This is a genomic window from Streptomyces sp. NPDC055966 (genome assembly GCF_042269865.1).
In the GTDB taxonomy this organism is placed as follows: Bacteria; Actinomycetota; Actinomycetes; order Streptomycetales; family Streptomycetaceae; genus Streptomyces.
In genome coordinates this window covers 1-24,456 of the sequence record NZ_JBHJYK010000015.1, presented here as the reverse complement: position 1 = coordinate 24,456, position 24,456 = coordinate 1, and the positions used below count along the sequence as shown (strand labels likewise).

Annotated in this window: 27 protein-coding genes; 5 read left to right on the top strand and 22 right to left on the bottom strand. The window is 72.2% G+C overall.

Going from position 1 to position 24,456, the window contains the following annotated elements:
* Positions 1 to 18: 18 nt before the first annotated feature.
* The 4 genes from ACFC8N_RS28965 to ACFC8N_RS28950 form a co-directional block, all read right to left on the bottom strand.
* Positions 19 to 1,296: an RNA polymerase sigma factor gene (locus ACFC8N_RS28965; RefSeq protein WP_356033489.1), complete on the bottom strand. Its 1,278-nt coding sequence runs from the start codon at positions 1,294 to 1,296 to the stop codon at positions 19 to 21.
* 45 nt (positions 1,297 to 1,341) lie between these two features.
* The gene (locus tag ACFC8N_RS28960) at positions 1,342 to 1,695 is read right to left on the bottom strand and encodes a YciI family protein (RefSeq protein WP_362818154.1); all 354 of its coding nucleotides are present in this window, start codon (positions 1,693 to 1,695) and stop codon (positions 1,342 to 1,344) included.
* A gap of 100 nt (positions 1,696 to 1,795) precedes the next feature.
* Entirely contained in the window at positions 1,796 to 2,854 is a 1,059-nt protein-coding gene (locus tag ACFC8N_RS28955) for an LCP family protein (protein ID WP_376291030.1), read from the bottom strand.
* Positions 2,855 to 2,980: 126 nt separating this feature from the next.
* Positions 2,981 to 4,012: a LacI family DNA-binding transcriptional regulator gene (locus ACFC8N_RS28950; RefSeq protein WP_356033495.1), complete on the bottom strand. Its 1,032-nt coding sequence runs from the start codon at positions 4,010 to 4,012 to the stop codon at positions 2,981 to 2,983.
* Positions 4,013 to 4,208: 196 nt separating this feature from the next.
* Between ACFC8N_RS28950 and ACFC8N_RS28945 the strand changes: the two genes are divergently transcribed.
* Positions 4,209 to 5,087 (top strand): hypothetical protein, encoded by an 879-nt coding sequence (locus tag ACFC8N_RS28945; RefSeq protein WP_376291028.1) that lies wholly within the window; start codon positions 4,209 to 4,211, stop codon positions 5,085 to 5,087.
* Positions 5,088 to 5,285: 198 nt separating this feature from the next.
* Here the strand turns inward: ACFC8N_RS28945 and ACFC8N_RS28940 are convergent, their stop codons facing one another.
* From ACFC8N_RS28940 to tsaB, 4 genes are read right to left on the bottom strand one after another with little or no spacing between them, the layout of a single operon-like run.
* Positions 5,286 to 5,543, bottom strand: coding sequence for a hypothetical protein (locus ACFC8N_RS28940; RefSeq protein WP_356033499.1), 258 nt, complete (start codon positions 5,541 to 5,543; stop codon positions 5,286 to 5,288).
* Positions 5,540 to 6,652: a tRNA (adenosine(37)-N6)-threonylcarbamoyltransferase complex transferase subunit TsaD gene (tsaD, locus tag ACFC8N_RS28935; RefSeq protein WP_376291026.1), complete on the bottom strand. Its 1,113-nt coding sequence runs from the start codon at positions 6,650 to 6,652 to the stop codon at positions 5,540 to 5,542. Before tsaD ends, ACFC8N_RS28940 begins: the two co-directional genes overlap by 4 nt.
* Positions 6,645 to 7,112, bottom strand: a complete 468-nt coding sequence (gene rimI, locus ACFC8N_RS28930) for a ribosomal protein S18-alanine N-acetyltransferase (RefSeq protein WP_356033547.1) — start codon at positions 7,110 to 7,112, stop codon at positions 6,645 to 6,647. Before rimI ends, tsaD begins: the two co-directional genes overlap by 8 nt.
* Positions 7,113 to 7,138: 26 nt before the next feature.
* The gene (gene tsaB, locus ACFC8N_RS28925; RefSeq protein ID WP_356033503.1) at positions 7,139 to 7,795 is read right to left on the bottom strand and encodes a tRNA (adenosine(37)-N6)-threonylcarbamoyltransferase complex dimerization subunit type 1 TsaB; all 657 of its coding nucleotides are present in this window, start codon (positions 7,793 to 7,795) and stop codon (positions 7,139 to 7,141) included.
* Between the two features lie 123 nt (positions 7,796 to 7,918).
* On the opposite strand from tsaB, the gene ACFC8N_RS28920 reads away from it, so the two are divergent.
* Positions 7,919 to 8,473: a hypothetical protein gene (locus tag ACFC8N_RS28920; RefSeq protein WP_362818143.1), complete on the top strand. Its 555-nt coding sequence runs from the start codon at positions 7,919 to 7,921 to the stop codon at positions 8,471 to 8,473.
* Here ACFC8N_RS28920 and ACFC8N_RS28915 read toward each other — a convergent pair.
* From ACFC8N_RS28915 to ACFC8N_RS28885, 7 genes are all read right to left on the bottom strand, one after another.
* The gene (locus tag ACFC8N_RS28915; RefSeq protein ID WP_376291023.1) at positions 8,470 to 8,667 is read right to left on the bottom strand and encodes a hypothetical protein; all 198 of its coding nucleotides are present in this window, start codon (positions 8,665 to 8,667) and stop codon (positions 8,470 to 8,472) included. The genes ACFC8N_RS28920 and ACFC8N_RS28915 overlap by 4 nt on opposite strands.
* A gap of 140 nt (positions 8,668 to 8,807) precedes the next feature.
* Positions 8,808 to 9,329 carry a tRNA (adenosine(37)-N6)-threonylcarbamoyltransferase complex ATPase subunit type 1 TsaE gene (gene tsaE / locus ACFC8N_RS28910; protein ID WP_356033509.1) on the bottom strand — a complete coding sequence of 174 codons (522 nt, stop codon included), beginning with the start codon at positions 9,327 to 9,329 and terminating at the stop codon, positions 8,808 to 8,810.
* On the bottom strand, positions 9,286 to 10,551 hold the full coding sequence (locus ACFC8N_RS28905; RefSeq protein ID WP_356033511.1) for an alpha/beta hydrolase: 1,266 nt from the start codon (positions 10,549 to 10,551) through the stop codon (positions 9,286 to 9,288). The genes tsaE and ACFC8N_RS28905 overlap by 44 nt, the downstream gene beginning before the upstream one ends.
* Before the next feature lie 150 nt (positions 10,552 to 10,701).
* Positions 10,702 to 11,865 (bottom strand): alanine racemase, encoded by a 1,164-nt coding sequence (gene alr / locus ACFC8N_RS28900; RefSeq protein ID WP_376291020.1) that lies wholly within the window; start codon positions 11,863 to 11,865, stop codon positions 10,702 to 10,704.
* Between the two features lie 54 nt (positions 11,866 to 11,919).
* Entirely contained in the window at positions 11,920 to 12,834 is a 915-nt protein-coding gene (locus ACFC8N_RS28895; RefSeq protein WP_356033516.1) for a L,D-transpeptidase family protein, read from the bottom strand.
* A 117-nt stretch (positions 12,835 to 12,951) separates the two neighbouring features.
* On the bottom strand, positions 12,952 to 14,388 hold the full coding sequence (locus ACFC8N_RS28890) for an NAD(P)H-hydrate dehydratase (protein WP_356033518.1): 1,437 nt from the start codon (positions 14,386 to 14,388) through the stop codon (positions 12,952 to 12,954).
* 247 nt (positions 14,389 to 14,635) lie between these two features.
* On the bottom strand, positions 14,636 to 15,007 hold the full coding sequence (locus ACFC8N_RS28885; protein ID WP_071381104.1) for a holo-ACP synthase: 372 nt from the start codon (positions 15,005 to 15,007) through the stop codon (positions 14,636 to 14,638).
* Between the two features lie 44 nt (positions 15,008 to 15,051).
* Here ACFC8N_RS28885 and ACFC8N_RS28880 point away from each other — a divergent pair, with 44 nt between their 5' ends.
* On the top strand, positions 15,052 to 15,831 hold the full coding sequence (locus ACFC8N_RS28880; RefSeq protein WP_362818132.1) for an SDR family oxidoreductase: 780 nt from the start codon (positions 15,052 to 15,054) through the stop codon (positions 15,829 to 15,831).
* 6 nt (positions 15,832 to 15,837) lie between these two features.
* On the opposite strand, the gene glmS is transcribed toward ACFC8N_RS28880, so the two are convergent.
* Positions 15,838 to 17,685, bottom strand: a complete 1,848-nt coding sequence (glmS, locus tag ACFC8N_RS28875; RefSeq protein ID WP_356033523.1) for a glutamine--fructose-6-phosphate transaminase (isomerizing) — start codon at positions 17,683 to 17,685, stop codon at positions 15,838 to 15,840.
* Positions 17,686 to 17,852: 167 nt separating this feature from the next.
* On the opposite strand from glmS, the gene coaA reads away from it, so the two are divergent.
* Positions 17,853 to 18,839 (top strand): type I pantothenate kinase, encoded by a 987-nt coding sequence (gene coaA / locus ACFC8N_RS28870; protein ID WP_376291018.1) that lies wholly within the window; start codon positions 17,853 to 17,855, stop codon positions 18,837 to 18,839.
* A gap of 65 nt (positions 18,840 to 18,904) precedes the next feature.
* On the opposite strand, the gene glmM is transcribed toward coaA, so the two are convergent.
* The 3 genes from glmM to rplM all read right to left on the bottom strand — a co-directional run bounded on the left by glmM (position 18,905) and on the right by rplM (position 21,444).
* A complete protein-coding gene (glmM, locus tag ACFC8N_RS28865) occupies positions 18,905 to 20,263 on the bottom strand; it encodes a phosphoglucosamine mutase (protein WP_356033528.1) in 1,359 nt (452 codons plus the stop codon).
* Positions 20,264 to 20,436: 173 nt separating this feature from the next.
* Positions 20,437 to 20,958, bottom strand: coding sequence for a 30S ribosomal protein S9 (gene rpsI, locus ACFC8N_RS28860; RefSeq protein WP_356033531.1), 522 nt, complete (start codon positions 20,956 to 20,958; stop codon positions 20,437 to 20,439).
* 42 nt (positions 20,959 to 21,000) lie between these two features.
* Positions 21,001 to 21,444, bottom strand: coding sequence for a 50S ribosomal protein L13 (gene rplM / locus ACFC8N_RS28855; RefSeq protein WP_356033533.1), 444 nt, complete (start codon positions 21,442 to 21,444; stop codon positions 21,001 to 21,003).
* Between the two features lie 298 nt (positions 21,445 to 21,742).
* Between rplM and ACFC8N_RS28850 the strand changes: the two genes are divergently transcribed.
* Positions 21,743 to 22,615, top strand: coding sequence for a hypothetical protein (locus ACFC8N_RS28850; RefSeq protein ID WP_356033536.1), 873 nt, complete (start codon positions 21,743 to 21,745; stop codon positions 22,613 to 22,615).
* Position 22,616: 1 nt separating this feature from the next.
* On the opposite strand, the gene truA is transcribed toward ACFC8N_RS28850, so the two are convergent.
* The 3 genes from truA to ACFC8N_RS28835 form a co-directional block, all read right to left on the bottom strand.
* Positions 22,617 to 23,471 (bottom strand): tRNA pseudouridine(38-40) synthase TruA, encoded by an 855-nt coding sequence (gene truA, locus ACFC8N_RS28845; protein WP_356033539.1) that lies wholly within the window; start codon positions 23,469 to 23,471, stop codon positions 22,617 to 22,619.
* A 91-nt stretch (positions 23,472 to 23,562) separates the two neighbouring features.
* Positions 23,563 to 24,057 carry a 50S ribosomal protein L17 gene (gene rplQ, locus ACFC8N_RS28840; protein WP_356033541.1) on the bottom strand — a complete coding sequence of 165 codons (495 nt, stop codon included), beginning with the start codon at positions 24,055 to 24,057 and terminating at the stop codon, positions 23,563 to 23,565.
* An 85-nt stretch (positions 24,058 to 24,142) separates the two neighbouring features.
* Positions 24,143 to 24,456: DNA-directed RNA polymerase subunit alpha C-terminal domain-containing protein (locus ACFC8N_RS28835; protein ID WP_308812713.1), on the bottom strand; the 314-nt coding region annotated here is incomplete at its 5' end.

The following is a 24,456-nucleotide window of genomic DNA, read 5'->3' as shown; positions in this document are numbered from 1 at the left end:
GTCTGCGGGCCCGCTCCGTCACGGCAGTTCGGCGGCCCGGCGCAGCAGCAGTTCCCGCTCCTTCTCGTTGCGTGCCAGGGCCGCCGCCCGGGTGAACTCCTCGCGGGCCTCCGTCGTGCGGCCGAGGCGGGCCAGGAGGTCGGCGCGGACGCTGGGGAGCAGGTGGTAGTCGCGCAGGGCGGGGTCGGCGGTCAGGGCGTCGACCAGCCGCAGTCCCTCCGCCGGGCCGTCGGCCATCGACACGGCGACCGCGCGGTTCAGTTCGACCACGGGGGACGGGGCACGGGCCGCCAGCAGCGCGTACAGGGTGGCGATGGCGCGCCAGTCGGTGTCCTCGTAGCGGTACGCGTGCGCGTGGCACGCGGCGATGGCCGCCTGGAGGGCGTACGGGCCCGGGGCGCCCGACGCGGTGGCGCGGTCGAGGGCGTGGATGCCGCGGGCGATGAGGCGCCGGTTCCAGCGGCGGCGGTTCTGCTGCGCCAGCAGGACCGGTTCGCCCTCCGGGCCGGTGCGGGCGGCCGTGCGGGACGCCTGGAACTCCAGCAGCGCGGTCAGGCCGTGCACCTCCGGTTCCTTGGGCATCAGGGCGGACAGGACGCGGGCCAGCCGCAGCGCGTCCTCGCACAGGCCGGGGCGCAGCCAGTCGTCGCCGACGGTCGCCGCGTACCCCTCGTTGAAGATCAGGTAGATGACGTCCAGGACCGAGCCGAGGCGGGCCTCGCGGTCGGGGCCGTACGGCAGCTCGAAGGCGACGTTCTTCGTGGCGAGCGTCCGCTTGGCGCGGACGACGCGCTGGGCGATCGTCGGTTCCGGCACCAGGTAGGCGCGGGCGATCTCGGCCGTGGTCAGGCCGCCGACGAGGCGCAGGGTGAGCGCGGTGCGGGCCTGCGGGGACAGCACCGGGTGGCAGGTGGTGAAGACGAGCCGGAGCAGGTCGTCGTCGATGTCGTCCGGGTCGGCCGGCTCCTCGGGCGGCACCGTCGTCGCCAGGTCCCGGCCGATCTCGGCGAGCTTGCGGGCGTAGGTCTCGCGGCGCCGGATCAGGTCGACGGCGCGGTGCCGGGCGGTGGCCATGAGCCAGGCGCCCGGGTTGTCGGGCACACCGTCCCGGGACCACCGCTCCAGGGCTGCGACCAGGGCGTCCTGGGTCAGCTCCTCGGCGATGCCGACGTCCCGGACGATCCGGGCCACGCCCGCGACGACACGCGGGGACTCCAGCCGGAAGACGGTCTCGATGGCGTGCGCCGCGGCGGGGTCCGGGGTGCCGTGCCGTGCCGGGGTGGGCTGTGCTTCCACAGCCCACCATGCAACACCCCTCGATGCCGCAGGGCCAGCGAACACTCAGCCCTCGGCGATCTCCCGCACCTCGCACGAGACGGTCCAGTAGTCCTCGTGCACCTTCAGGAACCGCTTGGTCCACTCGACGGCCTCGGCCTTGTCCTTGCACTGCATGATCGCGTAGCCGCCGACGACCTCCTTGGACTCGGTGAACGGCCCGTCGGTGACGGACAGCTTCCCGCCCTGCCAGCGCACGGTGGTGCCCTGGGCGGCGGGGGTCAGCCCGGCGGTCTCCAGCATCACGCCGGCCTTGGTGATCTCCTCGATCAGCTCGCCCATCCGTCCCATCAGCTCCTCGCTGGGGCCGGCGGGAGCGGTGGACTCGTCGATGTGCACGATCGACAGATAGCGGGGCATGGTGACTCCTTCGGTCCGGGTGGTGGGGTCCGTCCCCGCCACTCACCCATGCGTCGAACGGCGGGACCCGGGATCGACACACCTCCGGAAATATTTTTCTTCAGCGCAGGGACGCCCACAGCGCGCTCGCCGCCGGTTCCTTCGCGATCACCCGGTTGGGGTCGGAGGGGGCCGTGACGACCGGCATCATCACCGTCGTCACATGGTCGGCGGTCAGGGCCTTCAGGCTCTCGCCGAGGCTCATCAGCGCGTTCAGGGAGCCGAGGCCGGTGTCCGTGGTGAGGCCGGCGGTGGCCGCGTCGGCGACCCGGTAGAGCCGGGCCGGGTCGGTGAGCAGGCTGGTGCTCGCCATCTGCTGCAGCAGGGCCTTGACCAGCTTCTGCTGGAGCCCTATCCGGCCGAGATCGCTGCCGTCGCCTATGCCGTGCCGGGTGCGGGCGAGGGCCAGGGCCTGCGTGCCGTCGAGGTGGTGGGCGCCGGCGGCGAGGTCGAGGTGGCTGTCGGCGTCGTGGATGTCCTGGCCGGTGGTGACGTCGACCCCGCCGAGGGCGTCCACCAGCTTGGCGAAGCCGGAGAAGTCGGCCTCCATGAAGTGGTCCATGCGGACGCCGGTGATCGACTCGACGGTCTTCACGGCGCACACCGGCCCGCCCACCTCGTAGGCGGTGTTGAACATCGCGCCGTACGCCACCGCCGTGGACCGGCCCGCGGACAGCGGGCAGGACGGGCGGGTGACGAGGGTGTCGCGCGGGATGCTGACCACGGTGGCCCGGGTCCGGCCCGCGTCGATGTGCACGACCATCGCCGTGTCCGAGCGGGCGCCCGAGCTGTCGCCGCCGCCCAGCTTCCGGTTGGCGCTGCCGCTGCGCGAGTCCGAGCCGAGGACCAGGATGTTCAGGGAGCCGGACGGCAGCGGGGAGGCGGAGGCCGAGGGGGACGGGATGGTCATCGGCCTGGCGGGGCGGTCGTCGCCCAGCGCGCCGTTGATGTCGACGCTCCTGATGTTGTGGTCGAGATGCCAGTACGCCCAGCCGACGGTCCCCCCGCCCAGCACCAGCACCCCCGCCAGAGCGAGGCCGACGATCTTCGGCACCCTCGGCCGCCGGCCACCTCGTCCGCCCGTGTCGTCCTGCTCGCCGTGCCCCTCGTGTCGCGTCACGGCACAGGAACGTAAGTCCGAATTATTAGGGGACTGTTAGCAGAAGCGGTGGGAGTCGGTTTTCTTCGGAAATTCTCATCCCGCATGTTTTGGCCACATGACCGACTCAATTCGGAGCAGGCGGCGCTAGACCGCCGCAGGCGCATCCGTGCTCGACCGCACCACCAGGCTCGTCGCCAGCTCCACCCGTGTCGCCGTCCGCTCCTGCTGCTCGCGCCCCAGCTCCAGCACCAGCCGGGCGGCCGCCTCGGCCATCTCGGTCAGCGGCTGCCGTACGGTCGTCAGCGGCGGACCCACCCAGCGGGCCACCGGCAGATCGTCGAAGCCGACCACACTGAGGTCCTCCGGGATGCGCAGCCCCAGCTCGCGGGCGGCCTCGTACAGGCCGAGCGCCTGGAGGTCGTTGCCCGCGAAGACGGCGGTGGGCCGGTCGGGGCGGCGCAGCAGCTCCAGGCCGAGCCGGTAGCCGGCGTCGTGGTGGAAGTCGCCGCCCACGATCAGCGAGGGATCGACGGGCAGGCCGGCCGTCTCCAGCGCGGCCCGGTAGCCGTCGACCCGGGCGCGGCTGCACATCATCCGGGACGGGCCGCTGATCGCGCCGATCCGGGTGTGGCCGAGTTCGACCAGGTGGCGGGTGGCGGCGAGGCCGCCCTGCCAGTTGGTGGCGCCGATGGAGGGCACGTCGGGGCCCGGGTCGCCGGCCGGATCCATCACCACGAACGGGATGGACCGGCTGGTCAGCAGCGCCCGCTGGGACTCGTCGAGCCCGGACAGCACGAGGACCACGCCGTGCGGGCGGCGCGCGGCGACCTGGTCGGCCCAGGTCCGGCCCGGGGTGAGGCGCCCGGCCGACTCCGACAGCACGACGCTCAGCCCGGCGTCCCGGGCCACGTTCTCCACGCCCCGGATGACCTCCATCGCCCAGGCGCTCTCCAGCTCGTGGAAGACCAGGTCGATCAGCGGGGAGCGGGACGCCTCGGCGCGCCGGCGCCGGTAGCCGTGGGCACGCAGCAGTTCCTCGACGCGGGTGCGGGTCGCCGGGGCGACATCGGCGCGGCCGTTGAGGACCTTCGAAACAGTCGGGGCGGACACCCCGGCCTCACGGGCGATTTCGGCGAGGGTCGCCGTCTGGCTCTCTGCGGGCTTCGAAGGTTTCATGCCCGGGATCGTATGAGCCCAGCAGAGCCGGACGGGAGTCCCATGCCGTGAGGTCCTGTGCGACGGGGCGTGAGCGAACAGCGCGAACATTGGCAAAAAGCAAGCCCTGTGCCGCGCGTGTTCAGGAAGCGTTCATGTTGCCCCTGGGAGGGTCGGGCCGCACTCGACTCCCCCCACAGGAGCACCCTTGACAACGATGCCTTCGACGACGCCTTCGACGGCGAAGTCCGTCATGAAGAAGCTGCCCGAGGTCACCCTCGCGTTCTGGATCATGAAGATCGCGGCGACGACCCTGGGCGAGACCGCGGGCGACCTGTTCGCCCAGACCCTGAAGCTCGGCTACTTCCTCACCACGATCGCCCTGTTCGCGGTCTTCGTGGTGACGCTGGTGATCCAGCTCCGCTCGACGCGCTACAACCCGTTCTTCTACTGGACCGTGATCCTGTCGACCTCCATGGCCGGCACCACCATGTCCGACTTCATGAACCGGGACGACAGCGCCAAGTACCTTTCCGGCGGCGCCACATCGCTCGGCTGGGGCCCACAGGGCCTCGGCCTCGGCTACCCGGAGGGCGCCGCGATCCTGATCTCCCTCCTGCTGCTGATCTTCCTCGGCTGGAAGCTGAGCGGGATGACCTTCCAGATCACCGAGATCGTCACGTTCCACGGCGAGGCCCTGTTCTGGTCGGCGATCCTGGTCTCCAACACGCTCGGCACCTCGATGGGCGACTTCCTGTCCGACAGCTCGGGCCTCGGCTACCTGGGCGGTGCCTCGCTGGTGACCGGCCTCCTGCTGCTCCTCGTCGCCCTGATGAAGGTCCCGGCGGTGCCGAACGTCCTGCTCTTCTGGATCGCGTTCGTCCTGACCCGCCCGCTCGGCGCCACGGCCGGCGACCTGCTGACCAAGCCGGTCGCCAAGGGCGGGCTCGACCTGGGTACGGCCGGTTCCTCGGCGGTGCTGCTGGCCGTGCTGTTCGGCCTGATGGCGTACGCGCATCTGAAGGAACGGCGGGCTGCGGTTCCGGCGACCCCTGAGGCGCAGGCGTCGCGGCCGCAGCGGGCCGGGCACCGGTAACGCCGAAGTCCCGCCTCGGAACCCGAGGCGGGACTTCGTGTGGAGCGCCGGGCAGGCCTTGCACCTGCATCTCCCCGCAGGAAGCGGGACGTCTTTCCTTGGACCACCAACGCACTGCGTCCGGGTCGGTTTCCGTTTCCGGTTCCCGGCCGTTCGCTGTGTGATGATCATAGCGCATTCCGGCCGGGCCTCTCAACCTCAGCCCCCGGCCACCGCTTCGAACCGCCAGCGGTGCACGCCCCGGGTCACCAACTCCGTGTCCGGCTCCGGCAGTTCGGGCAGCTCGGCGGCGTACGGCGCGTCCCACCACGTGATGACCAGCACCCGGTCCTGCGGCGCCCGGAGGGTCTCCCGGCGCAACGGCTCGGCGGCGAGCGGCTGTTCACGTACCCAGGCCAGCAGCTCCTCGCCCCGGCCGGCGACGGCCCGGGCCTCCCACATCAGCGCGACCGTCACGAGTACAGGTTCTCCTTGCTGACCTCGTGCACATGATCGTGGTCATGGCCGTGCTCCTGACCGGGCACGTGCGGGTCGGTCACCGGCAGGGAGGAGTCGGCCGACAGGTCCCAGCCGGAGGCGGCACGGCCCCGCGCGACCATCTCGGCGCCGAGGGCCGCCACCATCGCGCCGTTGTCCGTGCACAGCTTGGGACGCGGGACGCGCAGCCGGATCCCGGCGGCCTCGCAGCGCTCCTGGGCGAGGGCGCGCAGCCGGGAGTTGGCCGCGACACCGCCGCCGATCATCAGGTGGTCGACGCCCTCGTCCTTGCAGGCGCGGACCGCCTTGCGGGTGAGGACGTCCACGACGGCCTCCTGGAAGGAGGCGGCCACGTCGCGGACCGGGACCTCCTCGCCGGCCGCGCGCCTGGCCTCGATCCAGCGGGCCACGGCCGTCTTCAGGCCGGAGAAGGAGAAGTCGTAGGCCGGGTCGCGCGAGCCGGTCAGGCCGCGCGGGAAGGCGATCGCCGTCGGGTCGCCCTCGCGCGCGTACCGGTCGATGACCGGGCCGCCGGGGAAGCCCAGGTTTAGCACGCGGGCGATCTTGTCGAAGGCCTCGCCCGCCGCGTCGTCGATGGTCGCGCCCATGGGCCGTACGTCGGAGGTGATGTCCGACGACAGCAGCAGCGAGGAGTGGCCGCCGGAGACCAGCAGGGCCATGGTCGGCTCGGGCAGCGGGCCGTGCTCCAGCTGGTCGACGCAGATGTGCGAGGCGAGGTGGTTGACGCCGTACAGGGGCTTGCCCAGGGCGTAGGCGTACGCCTTGGCCGCCGAGACGCCGACGAGGAGGGCGCCCGCGAGGCCGGGGCCCGCGGTCACGGAGATGCCGTCGAGGTCCTTCGCCGAGACGCCCGCCTCCTTCAGCGCGCGGTCGATGGTGGGGACCATCGCCTCCAGGTGGGCGCGGGAGGCCACTTCCGGGACGACACCGCCGAAGCGGGCGTGCTCGTCGACGCTGGAGGCCACGGCGTCCGCCAGCAGGGTGGTGCCCCGGACGATGCCGACGCCGGTCTCGTCGCAGGAGGTCTCGATGCCGAGTACGAGAGGCTCGTCGCGTGAGTCAGCCATGGTTCTTCTCTTCGGTCGCTTGGTCGGTGATCAGGCGCATCACGAGCGCGTCCACGTTGCCCGGCTGGTAGTAGCCGCGCCGGAAGCCGATGGGCTCGAAGCCGTAGCGCTCGTAGAGCTTCTGGGCGCGGACGTTGTCGACCCGGCACTCCAGCATCACCTCGTGGCACTCGAACGCGGTCGCCGCGCGCAGCAGTTCGGCCAGCAGCCGCCCGCCGAGGCCGGTGCCCTGCAGCTCGCGGGCGACGGCGATGGTCTGCACGTCGGCCTGGTCGCCGGACGAGGCGAGGCCCGCGTACCCGACGATCCCGCCCTCCCCCTCGGCGACCAGATAGCGGCGGGTCGCCTCGGCGCCCCGGGAGTGGGCCAGCTCGGACCAGAACATGCCCCGGGACCAGGCGTCCTCGGGGAACAGGTCCTTCTCCAGCTCCAGGACCCGGTCGATGTCCCACCAGCGCATCTCGCGCAGTCGCACGCTCACGTCGGTCACTTCGGGGTGACCACCTTGTAGTTCTTGGGCACCTGCGCGTCCGGGCGGCGCAGGTACAGCGGCCGGGGGGCGGGCAGTTCCTCGCCCGCGGCGAGCCTCTCGGCGGCCAGCGCGGCGAGCGCCGCGGCGGAGACGTGCTCGGGTTCGAGGGCGTGCGGGAACGTGTCCGGGTAGAGCAGCGCGCCCGCGCCGACCGCGGGCAGCCCCGCGACCCGCTCGGCGATGTCGGCCGGCCGGTCCACGGCCGGGCCGGTGAGCCGGGTGCGCGAGTCGGCGTACGTGGCCCAGTAGACCTCCTTGCGCCGGGCGTCGGTCGCCACGACGAAGGGGCCCTTCTCGATGTCGGCGGCATAGGCGAGGCCGTCCAGCGTGCACACGCCGTGCACCGGGACGCCGAGCGCGAGGCCGAAGGTGTCGGCGGTCATCAGACCGACGCGCAGCCCGGTGTAGGGGCCGGGCCCGACGCCGACGACGATGCCGGTGACGGCGTCCAGTCCCAGTCCGGCCTCGGCGAGCACACGGTCCACGGCAGGCAGCAGCAGCTCTCCGTGCCGGCGCGCGTCCACCTGGCTCGACGAGGCGACGACGTCCGTGCCGTCGTGCAGCGCGACGGTGACGGCGGGTGTTGCGGTATCCAGAGCGAGCAAGAGCACGCGAACAGCCTACGGCGCCGACGGCTCGGGCATCGCCGTCCCGGTCGAACGGTCACTGACTGCTACGGTCTGTACGAAGTACGACATATCGCATGAGGGCAGAACGAGGCAGAGGTGGGGCACGTGGCAGGGACCAGCTCGGGGATCGTGGTCGGCCTCACCGCGCTGGCCGTCGGCGCCGTCGGTTTCCTCGCCCACCAGGCCCACACTGCCGGACCGGTGGGCCCGGCCGGCCGCCCCGGGGCGACGGCCTCGCCCGCGGCCCGCGCCGGCAAGGCGCCCCGGGACCCCCGGCACCCGACGGCCCTGCCGAGCGGCTCCGGCAGGGGTGAACGGGTCGTGTACTCGCTGGACGACGACCGGGTCTGGCTGGTCGGCCGCACGGACCGGGTGGAGCGCACCTTCACGGTGAGCCCCGGCACCGTCGATCCGCCGCCCGGCTCGTACTGGATCACCTCCCGCTCCAGCGCGGTCATCGGCACCGACGGCACGCCGGTCGAGCACGTCGTGCGGTTCACCAGCGTCGACGGGCTGGCGATCGGCTTCAGCGCGGCGGTGGGCACGCAGCCTCCGGCCGGGCCCGGTGTGCGGACCGGAGGGGTCCGGGAGAACCGGGTGGACGGCGAGGAGATGTGGAAGTTCGCGACGATCGGGGTGCCGGTCGTCGTGATCCGCTAGGCGGCGCTGCGCCCCGCGGTGCGCTCCGCGGGGGATCGGGGGAGGTCGTCGGGCGGCTGCGGCGCCGTGGCGGCTGGTCGCGCAGTTCCCCGCGCCCCTTCGGGGCGCTCCGGCGGTCTGGAGATCGCGTCCGCCGCCGCGCACGACGCCAGCAGTTCGTGCATCGAGACCCGGGTGGGGCTGGTCGCGGTCATGGACGCCTCCTGAGGTGCGGGGGCGGGTGAAGTTAGGTACGCCTAACTTCGGGCTGGCTACCATATGACCACGCCCGGGACGTCCTGCGCAATATCTTGCCGACGGCCTGTCGGAATCCTGATGTTCCCCAGGCGGAGGTTCAGGCGGCCAGCGTCTCCAGGCCGGCCTCCGCCCAGCGCTCCCCCAGTCCGGTCACGGTCACGTGCCGTACCTCGTCGTCGGTGTCACCGACGGCGCGGTGGACGAGGACCTGGAGCCGGTCCTCGGTCAGCTCCTCGACCTTGCCCTCGCCCCACTCCACGACGATCACCGAGTCGGGCAGCGAGACGTCGAGGTCCAGGTCCTCCATCTCGTCCAGGCCGCCGCCGAGCCGGTAGGCGTCGACGTGGACCAGGGGCGGGCCGTCGCCGAGAGAGGGGTGGACGCGGGCGATCACGAAGGTCGGCGAGGTGACCGCGCCGCGCACGCCCAGGCCTTCGCCGAGCCCGCGGGTCAGCGTGGTCTTGCCCGCGCCCAGCTCCCCGCTGAGCATCACCAGGTCGCCCGCGCGCAGCAGTTTGGCCAGCCGGCGGCCCAGCTCCCGCATCTGCTCGGGCGAGGTGATCGTCAGCCGCGTCTCAACGGGGCCCTGCGGTGCTGCTGGTGCTGCCGGTCGTTCCATAGCCACTAACCGTAGCCCCTGCCGGCACGGCACCGGCGCGGGTGAGCAGATCGGCGAGACGGTCGGTGACCGCTTCCGGGTGCTCCAGCATCACCAGGTGCCCGGCGTCCGGCACGAGCACCAGCTCGCACTCGGGCAGCAGGTCGGCGATGACCTCGCTGTGCTCGCTGGGCGTGACCAGGTCCTGCACTCCGGCCAGCACCAGCACGGGCATGTCCTGGAAGGAGGCGAGGGCCTCGGTCTTGTCGTGGTCGGTGAAGGCCGGGTAGAACTCGGCGACCACGTCGATCGGCGTCGACTCGATCATCCGCTCGGCGAACCGCTCGACGGCCGGATCGACGTCCCGCCCGGCGAACGAGTACCGCTTGATGATCCCGGCGAACAGCTCGGCGGTGGCCCGGCGGCCCTTCTCCACCAGCTCCGCCTGCTGCCCGAGCGCCTTCAGCACGCCCGGCAGGATGCGGCGCACCGCGTTGACACCGGCGATCGGCAGCCCGAAGTTCACCTCGCCGAGCCGTCCGGACGACGTGCCGACGAAGGCGGTGGCGACGACCCGGTCCCGGATCAGCTCCGGGTACTGGGCGGCGAGGGCCATCGTCGTCATCCCGCCCATCGAGTGCCCGACCAGCACGATCGGCCCCTCCGGCACGGCGGCGTCGAGCACGGCCTTCAGATCGCGGCCGAGCTGGTCGATGGTGACCGGCACCCGGTCCCGGGTCTGGGCCACCCCCCGGCCGGAGCGGCCGTGGCTGCGCTGGTCCCAGTGCACGGTGCGCACGACCCCGCGCAGGGCCGCCCGCTGGAAGTGCCAGGAGTCCTGGTTGAGGCAGTAGCCGTGGCTGAAGACGACGGTGACGGGAGCGGGCGCCTTGCGGCCGAAGAGCCTTCGCCGGCGCGGCGAGACGTGCGGGCCGGTGTCCGGCTCTATCTCCTCGACCTCGTAGTACAGCTCGGTGCCGTCGTCGGCGATCGCCTTGCCCGGGGTGCCGCGCAGGGTGCCGTAGGGGCCTGCGGAGTCCAGGGCCAGCCGGGCCTTGCGGCGCATGCCGCGGCCGACCGTCATCCGCTCGACCGCCACGCCGGCCGCCGCGCCCGCCGCGAGGACGCCTATCGCGGCACCGGCGATGCCGGTCGCCCGGCGCCAGCCGCCGGCCGCTCCCGCGGAGGCGGCGGCCGCCGAGGCGATGACGCCCGCCACGGCCTCCGCGCTGCTCTCGCTCACTACCGCTCCTCTTCGCCGGATGCGATTTCGCTGGGTGCGATCGATGGTGCCGTTGTCGCCGCCGTAACAGGTATGACCGGTGTTACACGTGATACGGGTCGCGTTCCGCCCGACGGACTACCGGAGTCTTCCCCGTTCCCGGGGAGTCGTTCACATGTCCGCGTTCACATAGACGCGGGGAACGCGGGTTCCGATGCGCGTCACGATCTCGTACGCGATCGTGCCGCAGGCCTGCGCCCAGTCCTCGGCGGTGGGCTCGCCGCGGTCGCCGGGCCCGAACAGCACGGCCTCGCTGCCGACCGCGGGCTCGTCGCCGCCGAGGTCCACCACGAACTGGTCCATGGCGACCCGCCCGGCGATCGTGCGCCACTTGCCGTCGACCAGCACCGGACCGGCGCCGGAGGCGTGCCGCGGGATGCCGTCCGCGTAGCCGACCGGGACCAGGCCGAGGGTCGTCTCGCCGGGTGTGACGTAGTGGTGGCCGTAGCTGACGCCGTGTCCGCCGGGGACGTGCTTGACCAGGGCCAGCGAGGCGCTGAGCGTCATCACCGGGCGCAGTCCGAAGTCGGCCGGCGTGCCCAGTTCGGGGCTCGGCGAGATGCCGTACATGGCGATGCCCGTGCGGACCAGGTCGAAGTGGGTCTCGGGAAGGGTCAGTGCGGCGGGCGAGTTGGCGATGTGCCGCACCTCGGGGCGCACACCCTGCTCCTCGGCGTACGCCACCATCTCCCGGAAGCGGTCGAGCTGGGCGGCGATGGACGGATGCCCGGGCTCGTCCGCGCAGGCGAAGTGCGACCACAGTCCGGTGACCCGCACCAGTCCCTCGGCCTCGGCGGCGAGGGCCGCGCCGACCAGCTCGGCCCAGTCGGCCCCGGGCGGGCAGCCGTTGCGGCCGAGCCCGGTGTCCGCCTTGAGCTGCACCCGCGCGGGCCGGCCGGCCTCGCGGGCCGCCAGCACGGCCTCGCGCAGCGCCCACATCCCGCTCAGGGACACGTCGATGCCGGCCTCGACCGCCTGCCGCCAGGGCCCGCCGGGCACCCACAGCCAGCACAGGATCCGGCCGGGCAGCCCGGCCGCGCGCAGCGCGAGGGCCTCCTCGGGCGTGGCCGTGCCGAGCCAGGTCGCGCCCGCCGCGAGGGCCGCGCGGGCGCACGGCAGCGCCCCGTGGCCGTACCCGTCGGACTTGACGACGGCCATCACGGCGGCGCCCTTCGCCCGGGCGCGCAGGGTCCGCACATTGGCACGCAGGGCACCCAGATCGATCTCGGCGCGGGCGCGCAGGGGGGCGGTCGGCTCAGCTGCTGTCTCACTCATGGCGCCCCCAGTGTCTCAGAGGACCTCGCGGGCCCCGGTCGCAGTCTCGGCTCCTCAGGTGCCGGGCCTGCGCCCCCACACGTAGACGTGGTCGCCCTTCTTCAGCACACCCCACAGTGTCTTCGCGTCGCCGAGCCTCAGATTGACGCAGCCCCAGGAGCCGACGGTGGTGTAGAGGGTGCCGTAGACGGCGTGGAAGGCCTCGCCGCCGTCGAAGAACTGGGCGTAGGGCATGGGCTGGTGGTAGAGGGTCGACACGTGGTTCTTGTGCCGCCAGTAGACCGTGTGCCAGCCCTTGCGGGTGACGTGCCCCGCGCGTCCGCTGCGCATCGGCACCGGCCCGAACACCACCCTGGAGCCCCGCTGCACCCAGGTGAGCTGCCGGTCCAGGTCGACACAGGCGACGGTGTACGACCGGACGGGGCACTTGCGGTCCGCGTTCGGATCCTTCCGTGCCGAGACGAGCATCATGGTCGCCCAGGTGACGGGCCCGGCGAAGCCGCTCGCGGGCTTGATCTCGTACTTCAGCTGGAAGGCGCGGACGGCCCTGCAGTCGGCGGCGGACTGCTTGCCGTCCACCCTCAGCCCCAGCCAGCGCTCCACCTGCCGCTGGTACGGCCCGGTCTGCTTGCTGCACGACACCCGGGCGACGGCGTCGGAGAGCGGCACGTACTCGATGAGGTCGTACGCCCCGGCCGCCGCCTGCCCGGGCTCGATGCGGTCCTCGCGGGGCGTCGGCACGTACACGTCCGGCGCCAGCACCTGGTCGGGCGTGTCGATCTGTGCGGGCTGGCCGACCGGGGCCACACCGGGGACGAGATCGGGTTCGGGTTCGGTGCGGGGGGCGGGAGGCGCCGGCCGGGCCACCCGGGCGGGCGCGGCGCCCGCGGCGAGGGTGCCGGCCGGCAGCGCCGTCACGATGGCGAGCAGCACCGCGACAGCCCGGGACGCGATTCGTCTGCTGATCATGCGATCAGCCAAACGTGCGGCCCCATCGGATCGGCGATGCCGCGCGGAGGGGTCACCCGAGCGGTTGAGGGCCCCGTCCGCGGCACGTCATCCGCGACCCGGCCGTCGCGGGGCGGCTCAGTACCGCACGTCCCGCCACGCCTCCGGGATCTGCTCGGAGACCTCGTGCGCCCCCGCCGGCGCCCCCTGTGCCGCGAACCGCCCGGCGAGCCCGTGCAGATACGCGGCCGTGCTCCCCGCGTCCAGCGCCCGGAGCCCGGCCGCCAGCAACGACCCGGCGAGCCCCGACAGCACATCGCCGCTGCCCGCCGTGGCCAGCCAGGACGTGCCCGTGGGGTTCACCCGCACCGCGCCGCCCCCGGCGTCGGCGACCAGCGTGGTGGACCCCTTCAGCAGCACGGTCGCCCGGTACACCGCCGCCAGCTCCCGCGCGGCCGCCAGCCGGCGCCCCTCGACCTCCTCGCGCCGCACCCCCAGCAGCGCGGCCGCCTCCCCGGCATGAGGGGTCATCAGCGTCGGCGCCGTACGCCCCCGCACCGTGTCCCGATCGGCCAGCCGCAGCCCGTCCGCGTCGAGCAGCACCGGCACGTCGGTGCCGAGCACCTCGGCGACGGTCGCCGCGTCCTCCCCGGCGCCGGGCCCGGTCACCCAGGCCTGCACGCGGCCCGCCTTCGCCGGACCCCGGTCGGAGACCAGCGTCTCCGGGAAGCGCGCGATGACCGCGTCCCCGGCGGGACCGACGTACCGTACGGCCCCGGCCCCGCCCCGCAGCGCCCCGGACACGGCGAGCACGGCCGCCCCCGGATAGCGCGCGGACCCGGCCGCGATCCCGACGACGCCCCGCCGGTACTTGTCGCTCTCCGCCCCCGGCACCGGCAGCAGCCGCGCCACGTCGGCGTGCTGCAGGGCCTCCAGCTCGCCCTCGCCGGGCAGTTCGAGGCCGATGTCGACGAGCCGTACGACTCCGGCGTACTCCCGTGCCGGGTCGACCAGCAGGCCGGGCTTGTACGTGCCGAAGGTGACGGTCAGATCGGCCCGTACGGCGGCCCCGAGCACCTCCCCGGTGCCCGCCTCGACCCCGCTGGGCAGGTCCACGGCCACCACGGCGGCCCGGGACAGCTCGGCCGCCTCGGCGAGGGCCGCCGCCCCGGGCCGCAGCCCGCCCTCCCCGCCGATCCCGACGATCCCGTCCACGACCAGGTCGGCCCGCTCGACCAACTCCTCGGCCGTGGCGGCGGAGTCGGCCGCCACCGCGCCGCCCGCCCGCCGCAGCGCGGCCAGTCCCCCGGCGTGCGCCCGCTCGGGCGAGAGCAGTACGGCCGTGACGCCGGCTCCGCGCCGGGCCAGCCGGGCCCCCGCGTACAGGGCGTCCCCGCCGTTGTCCCCGCTGCCCACGAGCAGCACCACCCGGCTGCCGTACACCCGCCCGAGCAGTTCCGCGCAGGCCGCGGCCAGTCCCGCGGCGGCCCGCTGCATCAGCGCGCCCTCCGGCAGCCGTGCCATGAGGGCCCGTTCGGCCGCCCTTACCGTCTCCACGCTGTACGCAGTACGCATGGCACCGAGTCTGCCCCGCACCCCCCACCCGTCACACCCACCCCGGCCCCGGACCCCGGCCCCCGCCTCCGAACCGACGGCACGACGACACCTGGACGGCCCCCGGCGCTCCCTCCCCGGACCGACCGCGCCCGGAACCGACCTCGGGACCGCCCCGCCCCTGACCGACCGCCCGCAGAACACCCACCGGGAACCAGCCGCCCCGGCCCGACCGTGTCCCGGCCGGCGTCGCGGGACCCGCGGCCGCTCAGCCCTCGGCGATCACCACCGCCGAGGCGACACCGGCGTCATGGCTGAGCGAGACGTGCCAGGACGTGACGCCCAGCTCCGCCGCCCTGGCCGCCACCGTCCCGCGCACCCGCAGCCGGGGCTGCCCGGTGTCCTCGACGTACACCTCGGCGTCGGTCCACTGCAGCCCGGGGGGCGCGCCCAGGGCCTTGGCCAGCGCCTCCTTGGCCGCGAACCGGGCCGCGAGCGAGGCGATCCCGCGCCGCTCCCCGCTGGGCAGCAGCAGCTCCGTCGCCACGAACAGCCGGTCGGCCATCTGGGGCGTGCGCTCCAGCGACGCCCGGAACCGGTCGATCTCGGCGACGTCGATCCCCACTCCGATGATGCTCATGCCGGGCAGCCTACGATCGCCCGGTGCCGTCTACGCTGCGCACCATGACGTCCCACGCCTATCTCTCCGACCTGTTCGCGCTGGACGACCGCACCGCCCTGGTGACCGGGGGCAGTTCCGGCATCGGCCGGGCCATCGCCGGGGCGCTGGCGCGGGCCGGCGCCCGGGTGGTGGTCGTGGCCCGGGGCAAGGACCAACTCATCGGCACCGTCGATGAGTTGAGGTCGGCAGGGGCCCAGGCGGCCTGGGTCGCGGGCGACTTGGCCACGCGCGCCGGGGTGCGGGCCGTGGCCGAGGAGGCGGCGGAGGTCTTCGGGGAGCCGGACATCCTCGTCAACTCCGCCGGGATCAACCTCAGGCCGCCCCTGGGCGAGCTGGGCGAGGACGTGTGGGACACCACCATGGCCGTGAACCTGGAGGCGCCCTTCCTGCTGGGGCAGCGCTTCGGCCCCGGCATGGCGGAGCGCGGCTTCGGCCGGATCGTCCACGTCACCTCGCAGCAGGCCCACCGCGCCTTCGTGCAGAGCGGTGCCTACGGCGTCTCCAAGGGCGGGCTGGAGTCGCTGGCCCGCTCGCAGGCCGAGGCCTGGTCGCCGTACGGCGTCACGGTGAACACGCTGGTGCCGGGCTTCGTGATGACGCCGCTGAACGAGCGGCTCGCCGCCGACCCCGAGAAGTCGGCCGCCCTGGCCGCGCGCACGATGATCGGCCGCAACGGCCTGGCCGAGGACTTCGAAGGCGCGGCCGTCTTTCTCGCGAGCCGCGCCTCCGCCTACGTCACCGGCCAGTCGCTCTTCGTGGACGGCGGGCTGTCCGTCCACTGAGCGGGCCTACTCGACCGTGACCGACTTCGCCAGGTTCCGCGGCTGGTCCACCTCGTTGCCCCGCGCGGTGGCCAGCTCGCAGGCGAAGACCTGCAGCGGCACGGTCGCGACCAGCGGCTGGAGCAGGGTCGGCGTGGCCGGGATGCGGATCAGGTGGTCGGCGTACGGCACGACCGCCTCGTCGCCCTCCTCGGCGATCACGATCGTGCGGGCGCCCCGGGCCCGGATCTCCTGGATGTTGGAGACGATCTTGTCGTGCAGGACCGAGCGGCCGCGCGGGGACGGGACGACCACGACCACCGGCACGTCCTCCTCGATCAGCGCGATCGGACCGTGCTTCAGCTCGCCCGCCGCGAAGCCCTCGGCGTGCATGTAGGCCAGCTCCTTGAGCTTCAGCGCGCCTTCGAGGGCCACCGGGTATCCGACGTGCCGGCCCAGGAACAGCACCGTGTCCTTCTCCGCCAGCGTCCGGGCCAGGGCCCGTACCGGCTCCATGGTCTCCAGGACCCGCTCGACCTCCTCGGAGATCCGGGAGAGGTCCTTGATCACGGCCTGGATCTCGTCGCCCCACTTGGTGCCGCGCACCTGGCCCAGGTACAGCGCGACCAGGTAGCAGGCCACCAGCTGGGTCAGGAAGCACTTGGTGGAGGCGACGGCGACCTCGGGGCCGGCGTGCGTGTACAGCACCGCGTCCGACTCGCGCGGGATGGTCGAGCCGTTGGTGTTGCAGATGGCCAGCACCTTGGAGCCCTGCTCACGGGCGTGCCGCAGCGCCATGAGGGTGTCCATGGTCTCGCCGGACTGGGAGATGGCGATGACCAGGGAACGGCTGTCCAGGATCGGGTCCCGGTAGCGGAACTCGCTGGCCAGCTCCACCTCGCACGGGATGCGCGTCCAGTGCTCGATGGCGTACTTGGCGATCAGGCCCGCGTGGAAGGCCGTACCGCAGGCGACGATGACGACCTTGTCGATCTCGCGCAGCTCGGACGGCGCGATGCGCACCTCGTCCAGGGTGAGGGAGCCGGACGGGTCGATCCGGCCCAGCAGCGTGTCGGCGACCGCCTTCGGCTGCTCGGCGATCTCCTTGAGCATGAAGTAGTCGTAGCCGCCCTTCTCGGCGGCGGAGGCGTCCCAGTCCACGTGGTAGCTGCGGACCTCGGCCGGGCGGCCGTCGAAACCGGTGACCGTGACGCCGTCGCGGCGCAGCTCCACCACCTGGTCCTGGCCCAGCTCGACCGCGGACCGGGTGTGGGCGATGAACGCGGCGACGTCGGAGGCCAGGAACGCCTCGCCCTCGCCGACGCCGACGACGAGCGGTGAGTTCCGGCGGGCGCCCACGACCACGTCCGGCTCGTCGGCATGCACCGCGACCAGCGTGAACGCGCCCTCCAGCCGTCGGCACACCAGCCGCATGGCCTCGGCCAGGTCGGCGGTCTGCGAGAACTCCTCGGCGAGCAGATGGGCGACCACCTCGGTGTCCGTCTCGGAGGTCAGCTCATGGCCGCGCTCGGCCAGTTCGGCGCGCAGGACGGCGAAGTTCTCGATGATGCCGTTGTGCACGACGGCGACGCGGCCGGCGTTGTCGAGGTGCGGATGGGCGTTGCCGTCGGTCGGTCCGCCGTGCGTGGCCCAGCGGGTGTGGCCGATGCCCGTCGCGCCGGTCGGCAGCGGCCGCTCGACCAGCTCCTTCTCCAGGTTGACCAGCTTCCCGGCCTTCTTCGCCGCGGCCAGCCCGCCGTCCGCGAGCACGGCGACGCCCGCCGAGTCGTACCCCCGGTACTCCAGCCGCTTCAGTCCGGCCATCACGACATCGAGCGCCGACTGCGCCCCTACGTATCCCACGATTCCGCACATGCGCCGCAGCCTACGACCGCGGAGCGGCCCGAACAGGCCTCCGCCTGCCCGAATTCGGAAATTCCCACCGTCGTACGAAGGCCTCGGGAGGGCCTTTTGCGATGCGGTGACCGTATGCGTGACGGAGCCCACCCACCGCCTCGTTCAAACTCCGTTAACAATGGAATGTGATCTCACCGGTCTCCTCGATCCGGAGCGCCCACCGGCACAAGCCGGAGGCGACTCCCTACGTCGACCTCACCCGCGCCGAGTGGAGCGCGCTGCGCGAGAAGACGCCGCTGCCGCTCACCGCCGAGGAGGTGGAGAAGCTGCGCGGCCTGGGCGACGTCATCGACCTCGACGAGGTCCGCGACGTCTACCTCCCGCTCTCCCGGCTCCTCAACCTCTACGTCGGTGCCACGGACGGACTCAGAGGCGCGCTGAACACGTTCCTCGGCGAGCAGGGCTCCCAGTCCGGCACCCCGTTCGTCATAGGCGTCGCCGGCTCCGTGGCCTGCGGCAAGTCCACCGTCTCCCGGCTCCTGCAGGCCCTGCTCTCCCGCTGGCCCGAACACCCGCGGGTCGAGCTGGTCACCACGGACGGCTTCCTCCTGCCCACCCGGGAGCTGGAGGCCCGCGGCCTGATGTCGCGGAAAGGTTTCCCCGAGTCCTACGACCGCCGGGCCCTGACCCGCTTCGTCGCCGACATCAAGGCCGGCAAGGACGAGGTGACGGCCCCCGTCTACTCCCACCTGATCTACGACATCGTCCCCGACCAGCGGCTGACGGTCCGCCGCCCCGACATCCTGATCGTCGAGGGCCTGAACGTCCTCCAGCCCGCCCTGCCCGGCAGCGACGGCCGCACCCGCGTCGGCCTCGCGGACTACTTCGACTTCAGCGTGTACGTCGACGCGAGCACCGAGGACATCGAGCGCTGGTACCTGAACCGCTTCAGGAAGCTGCGCCAGACGGCGTTCCAGAACCCCAACTCGTACTTCCGCAAGTACACCCAGGTCTCCGAGGAGGAGGCCCTCGACTACGCCCGCACCCTGTGGCGCACGATCAACAAGCCCAACCTGGTCGAGAACATCGCCCCCACCCGCGGCCGGGCCACCCTCGTGGTCCGCAAGGGCCCTGACCACAAGGTGCAGCGGCTGAGGCTGCGGAAGCTGTAGACGCGCCGAAGGGGCGGAGCCGCGCATCGCGCACAGCCCCGCCCCCTCGAACCCGGAACCGTCGACTAGCCGAGCGCCGACTTCACGGCATCGGCCAACCGCCCGGCCACCGACCGCGCCTGCTCGATGTCCGCGGCCTCGACCATCACGCGCACCAGCGGCTCGGTGCCCGACGGACGGAGCAACACCCGCCCGGTCTCGCCGAGTTCGCGCTCCGCCTCGGCGACGGCGGCAGCCAGGTCACCGGACGTCTTCACGCGGGACTTGTCCACGTCGGGCACGTTGACGAGGACCTGCGGCAGCCGCTCCATCACCGAGGCCAGCTCCCGCAGCGACCGCCCGGTCTCCGCGACCCGCGCGGCGAGCAGCAGCCCGGTCAGCGTGCCGTCACCGGTGGTCGCGTGGTCGAGGATGATCACGTGCCCGGACTGCTCGCCGCCGAGGGCGTACCCGTGCTCCTTCATCTCCTCCAGCACGTACCGGTCGCCGACGCCGGTCTGCACGAGCCGGATCCCGGCCCGCTCCATCGCCAGCTTGAAGCCGAGGTTCGACATCACGGTCGCGACCACGGTGTCGGCCCGCAGCGCGGAGCGCTCCCGCAGGGCCAGCGCCAGCACGGACAGGATCTGGTCGCCGTCGATCTCCTCGCCGGTGTGGTCCACGGCCAGGCAGCGGTCGGCGTCGCCGTCGTGCGCGACGCCGAAGTCCGCGCCGTGCTCCACGACGGCGGCCTTCAGCTTGTCGAGGTGGGTCGAGCCGCAGCCGTCGTTGATGTTGAGCCCGTCCGGCTGCGCGCCGATCGTGACGATCTCCGCGCCCGCCCGGGAGAACGCCTCCGGCGAGACCCCCGAGGCCGCGCCGTGCGCTTCGTCCAGGACGATCTTCAGGCCGTCGAGCCGGTTCGGCAGCACGGCGAGGAGATGGCCGACGTACTGCTCGAAGCCCTCCTCGTACGCGCGCACGCGGCCCACACCCGCACCCGTCGGCCGCTCCCAGGGCTCGCCGTGCCGGTGGGACTCGTAGACCGCCTCGATCCTGTCCTCCAGCTCGTCGGCGAGCTTGTGGCCGCCGCGGGCGAAGAACTTGATGCCGTTGTCCGGCATGGCGTTGTGGCTGGCGGAGAGCATCACGCCCAGGTCGGCGCCGAGCACGCCGGTCAGGTGGGCCACGGCGGGCGTCGGCAGCACGCCGACGGTCAGCACGTCCACGCCCGCGCTCGCGAGACCGGCGACCACGGCCGCCTCCAGGAACTCCCCGGACGCGCGCGGGTCCCGCCCGACCACCGCCTTCGGCCGGTGGCCCGCGAAGGTGCCCGCCTCGGCCAGCACGTGCGCCGCGGCGACGGAGAGGCCGAGCGCCATCTCGGCGGTCAGATCCGCGTTGGCGACACCGCGCACGCCGTCCGTACCGAAGAGTCGTCCCACTTGTCCTCCCGAGGAAACTTCCGATCACACAAGCCTTCGAGCGTCTTGTGTCGTTATACGCCCTTGACTGGGATAAACGAACGCCCCGACAGCACATGTGGCGTGCCGCCGGGGCGTTCGGAGTACGTGCGGGCCAGTACGTACCCGTATACGTACGAGCAGGCAGCTGGCGATTAACGCTTGCTGTACTGCGGGGCCTTGCGGGCCTTCTTCAGACCGGCCTTCTTGCGCTCGACCGCACGGTCGTCGCGCTTGAGGAAGCCGGCCTTCTTCAGCGGGCCGCGGTTGTTGTCGACGTCGGCCTCGTTCAGCGCACGGGCGACACCGAGACGGAGCGCACCGGCCTGACCGGAGACACCGCCACCCGCGATGCGGGCGATGACGTCGTAACGGCCTTCGAGCTCCAGCACCTTGAAGGGCTCGTTGACTTCCTGCTGGTGCACCTTGTTCGGGAAGTAGTCCTCAAGGGTGCGACCGTTGATCTTCCACTTGCCGGTGCCCGGGACGATCCGGACGCGGGCGATGGCGTTCTTGCGGCGACCCAGGCCGGCGGCCGGCTGGGGCTCACCGAAGCGCGAGGCGAGGGACTCGGAGGTGTACTCACCCTCCAGCGGAACCTCGGACTCGGTGGTGTAGCTGTCGATGTCGACGAGCTCAGTCTCTTCGACCGGCTGCTCAACGGTGGTCTCGGCCACGATTCTCCTCAGATTCTCTTCAGTCTTAGGGGGTGGCCGGACTTACTGCGCGACCTGGGTGATCTCGTACGGCTGCGGCTGCTGCGCGCCGTGCGGGTGCTGGTCACCCTTGTAGACCTTCAGCTTCGAGAGCATCTGACGGCCCAGCGTGTTCTTGGGGAGCATGCCCTTGACGGCCTTCTCGATGGCCTTCTCGGGGTTCTTGTCGAGGAGCTCGTCGTAACGGACGGAGCGCAGACCACCCGGGTAGCCGGAGTGGCGGTACGCCATCTTCTGGGTGCGCTTGTTGCCGGACAGGTGCACCTTGTCGGCGTTGATGATGACGACGAAGTCACCGGCGTCGACGTGGGGGGCGTAGATCGGCTTGTGCTTGCCCCGGAGGAGGGTCGCTGCGGTGGTGGCGAGACGGCCCAGGACGACGTCCTGAGCGTCGATGACGTGCCACTGGCGCGTCACATCGCCGGGCTTGGGGCTGTACGTACGCACGGTTCGTAGCCTTCGCTTCGAGTGAATGGTCCTGAACAGGTCACCGAAACGATCACGACAGCCTTGACCGCACTGCGGTGACGCAAACCGCGTGCTGGTCGCTGGTCATCGGCCCGGCGGACCGGTGTAAGGGCCCGTCCCGTGAGAATGAGCAAGCCAATACACAACGAAGAAGCAGGTTACCTGCCGGGGCCCCGCAGGGTCAAAACGACCCTGATTCCCACCCTGCCGGCGGACAAACGTGGCATGCCGCCGCACGCGCTCCGCGCGCCCGGGGAGCCCGTCTAAGATGCGCCCCATGAGTTACGGGCAGGGGGGACCCCAGTCTCAGTGGGATCCCTGGAAACCGAATTCCCAGCAGCCCTGGGCAAGCAGCGGTGACGACGGGACCCCGGACTGGGCGGCACTCGCCGAGGCGTCCGAGACCCGCACCAAGCGCCGCAAGCTGCTGTTCATCGGCGGCGGCGCGGTGGCCACGATCGCCGTCGGCACCGCCGTGGCCATGGCCGTGGTGTCCGCGAACGGCAAGAACAGCGCCTCGGGCAACCCGACCAACCTGCCCGCCAGCGCCTCGGCGAGCGGGTCGGTCACCCCGTCCTTCGCGCCCACCAGCGCCCCGCCGCCACTGGACCCGAAGGAGTTCATAGCCAGCGCCGCGAAGGACAAGGCCCCGATCAGCGCCGACAGCCTCTTCCCCGGCACCCAGCTGACCACGGGAAACAGCGTCTACAAGAAGGGCGCCACGGCCGACACCACGAGCTGCGCCTCCGCCGCCGGCGGCAAGCTGCCGCAGATCCTCACCGCCAACGGCTGCACCCGGCTGATCCGCGTGACCTACGCCAAGGACGGCATCGCGGCCACCGTCGGCGTCGCCCTCTTCGACACCCAGGCCGAGGCCACGAAGGTCAAGGCCCAGGCCGCCAAGAACGCCATGGTGCGCTCCCTGCCCGGCAAGGGCGTCAAGGACTTCTGCAACGCCGCGGTCTGCCTGACCACAGCGAACTCCGTCGGCCGCTACGCCTACTTCACGACGGTCGGCTTCACCGACGGCAAGAACGTCACCAACAAGGACTCCAAGGTCTTCAACACCGGCAACGACCTCCAGGAGTTCACCTTCAACCAGATCTACCGCCGCGGCCAGGCCCAGGCATCCGCGGCGACGAACGGCTAGGTCAGCAGCACCCCGCCGACGGGAGCGAGCGCTTGTTGCGGGCTTCCCTGCTGCGTGCGGCCAGCAGCTCGTCGGCGGGGTAGCCGACCTCCTCCAGCGTCAGCCCGTGCGGTCGTACGACGTGCACGGCTGAGTCCCGCACCCCCGCGGCCAGCACCTTCCCGGGCCACTGCGGTCCGCGGTGCCCGTCCCCGACGAAGAGCAGCGCGCCGATCAGCGAACGCACCATGTTGTGGCAGAAGGCGTCGGCGCGCACGGTGGCGGTGATGATCCCGTCGGACCCGCGCACGAGGCTCAGCTCCTGCAGGGTCCGGATCGTCGTGGCCCCCTCCCGCTTCTTGCAGTAGGCGGCGAAGTCGTGCTCGCCCAGCAGCTGCCGGGCCGCCTCGTTCATGGCGTCCACGTCGAGCGGCCAGTCGTGCCAGAGCACATGGCCGCGCAGCAGGGGGTCCACACCCCCGGGGTTGTCGGTCACCCGGTACGCATAGCGCCGCCAGACCGCCGAGAACCGCGCGTTGAAGCCCGCCGGGGCCGGCCTGAGCGCCCACACCCGCACGTCCTTCGGCAGCCGCCCGGCGAGCCGCTTGAGGAGCTTCTCGTGATGCTCCCGCCAGACCCCCTCGGGCAGGTCCACGTGCGCCACCTGGCCCCGCGCGTGCACCCCGGCGTCGGTGCGTCCGGCGACGGTCAGCTCGTACGTCTCCCGGGACCGGGTGACGGTCCGCAGCGCGTCCTCGATCTCCCCCTGCACGGTCCGCCTGCCGCCGGCCTGCTTGGCCCAGCCGTGGAAGTCGGTCCCGTCGTAGGACAGATCGAGGCGGACACGGACGCAACCGGGCTGTACTTCGTCACTCACGGGGAAATCCTCTCAAGCTCCAGCTCCTCTCCGGTACGCGAAAGCGGGCCCGCCCCGAAGGGCGGACCCGCTTCCCGCGTCAGGCAGAGCCTCAGGCGTCCTTCGACTCCTCGGCAGCGGCCTCCTCGGCCGGCGCCTCGGTGGTCTCGGCAGCCTTGGCCTCCTCGGCCTCCTTGACCGCACGCTTGGTGGCGGCCTCGGCCTCGCCGGTCGCCTGCTGGGCGACCGTCAGCGCCTCGACCAGCTCGATGACGGCCATGGGCGCGTTGTCGCCACGGCGGTTACCGATCTTGGTGATGCGGGTGTAGCCACCGGGGCGGTTCTCGTACCGCGGGCCGATCTCGGTGAAGAGCGTGTGGACGACGCTCTTGTCCGTGATGACCTGGAGCACCTGACGGCGGTTGTGAAGGTCGCCCTTCTTCGCCTTGGTGACCAGACGCTCGGCGTACGGGCGCAGGCGGCGGGCCTTCGCCTCGGTGGTGGTGATACGGCCGTGCTCGAAGAGGCTCTTCGCCAGGTTCGCGAGGAGCAGCTTCTCGTGCGCGGCGCTGCCGCCCAGACGGGCACCCTTGGTGGGCTTCGGCATTTTTCTTCTCCTGTGTGTCTGCCCCGGCCGTGTCAGGTACCGGGGTCAGGAACCCGATGAGCGGATGCTCACCGGCAACGACCGATCAGTACTGCTCGGTCTCCACGAAACCCGCGTCCGCGTCGTCGTCGGCGCCGAAGGCGTCGGCAGCGGCCGTGGGGTCGAATCCGGGCGGGCTGTCCTTGAGGGCCAGGCCCATGCCGGCCAGCTTCGCCTTGACCTCGTCGATCGACTTCGCACCGAAGTTGCGGATGTCGAGGAGGTCGGCCTCGGAGCGGGCGACGAGCTCACCCACGGAGTGGATGCCCTCACGCTTGAGGCAGTTGTAGGAGCGGACCGTGAGCTCCAGCTCCTCGATCGGCAGCGCGAGGTCGGCGGCCAGGGCGGCGTCCGTGGGGG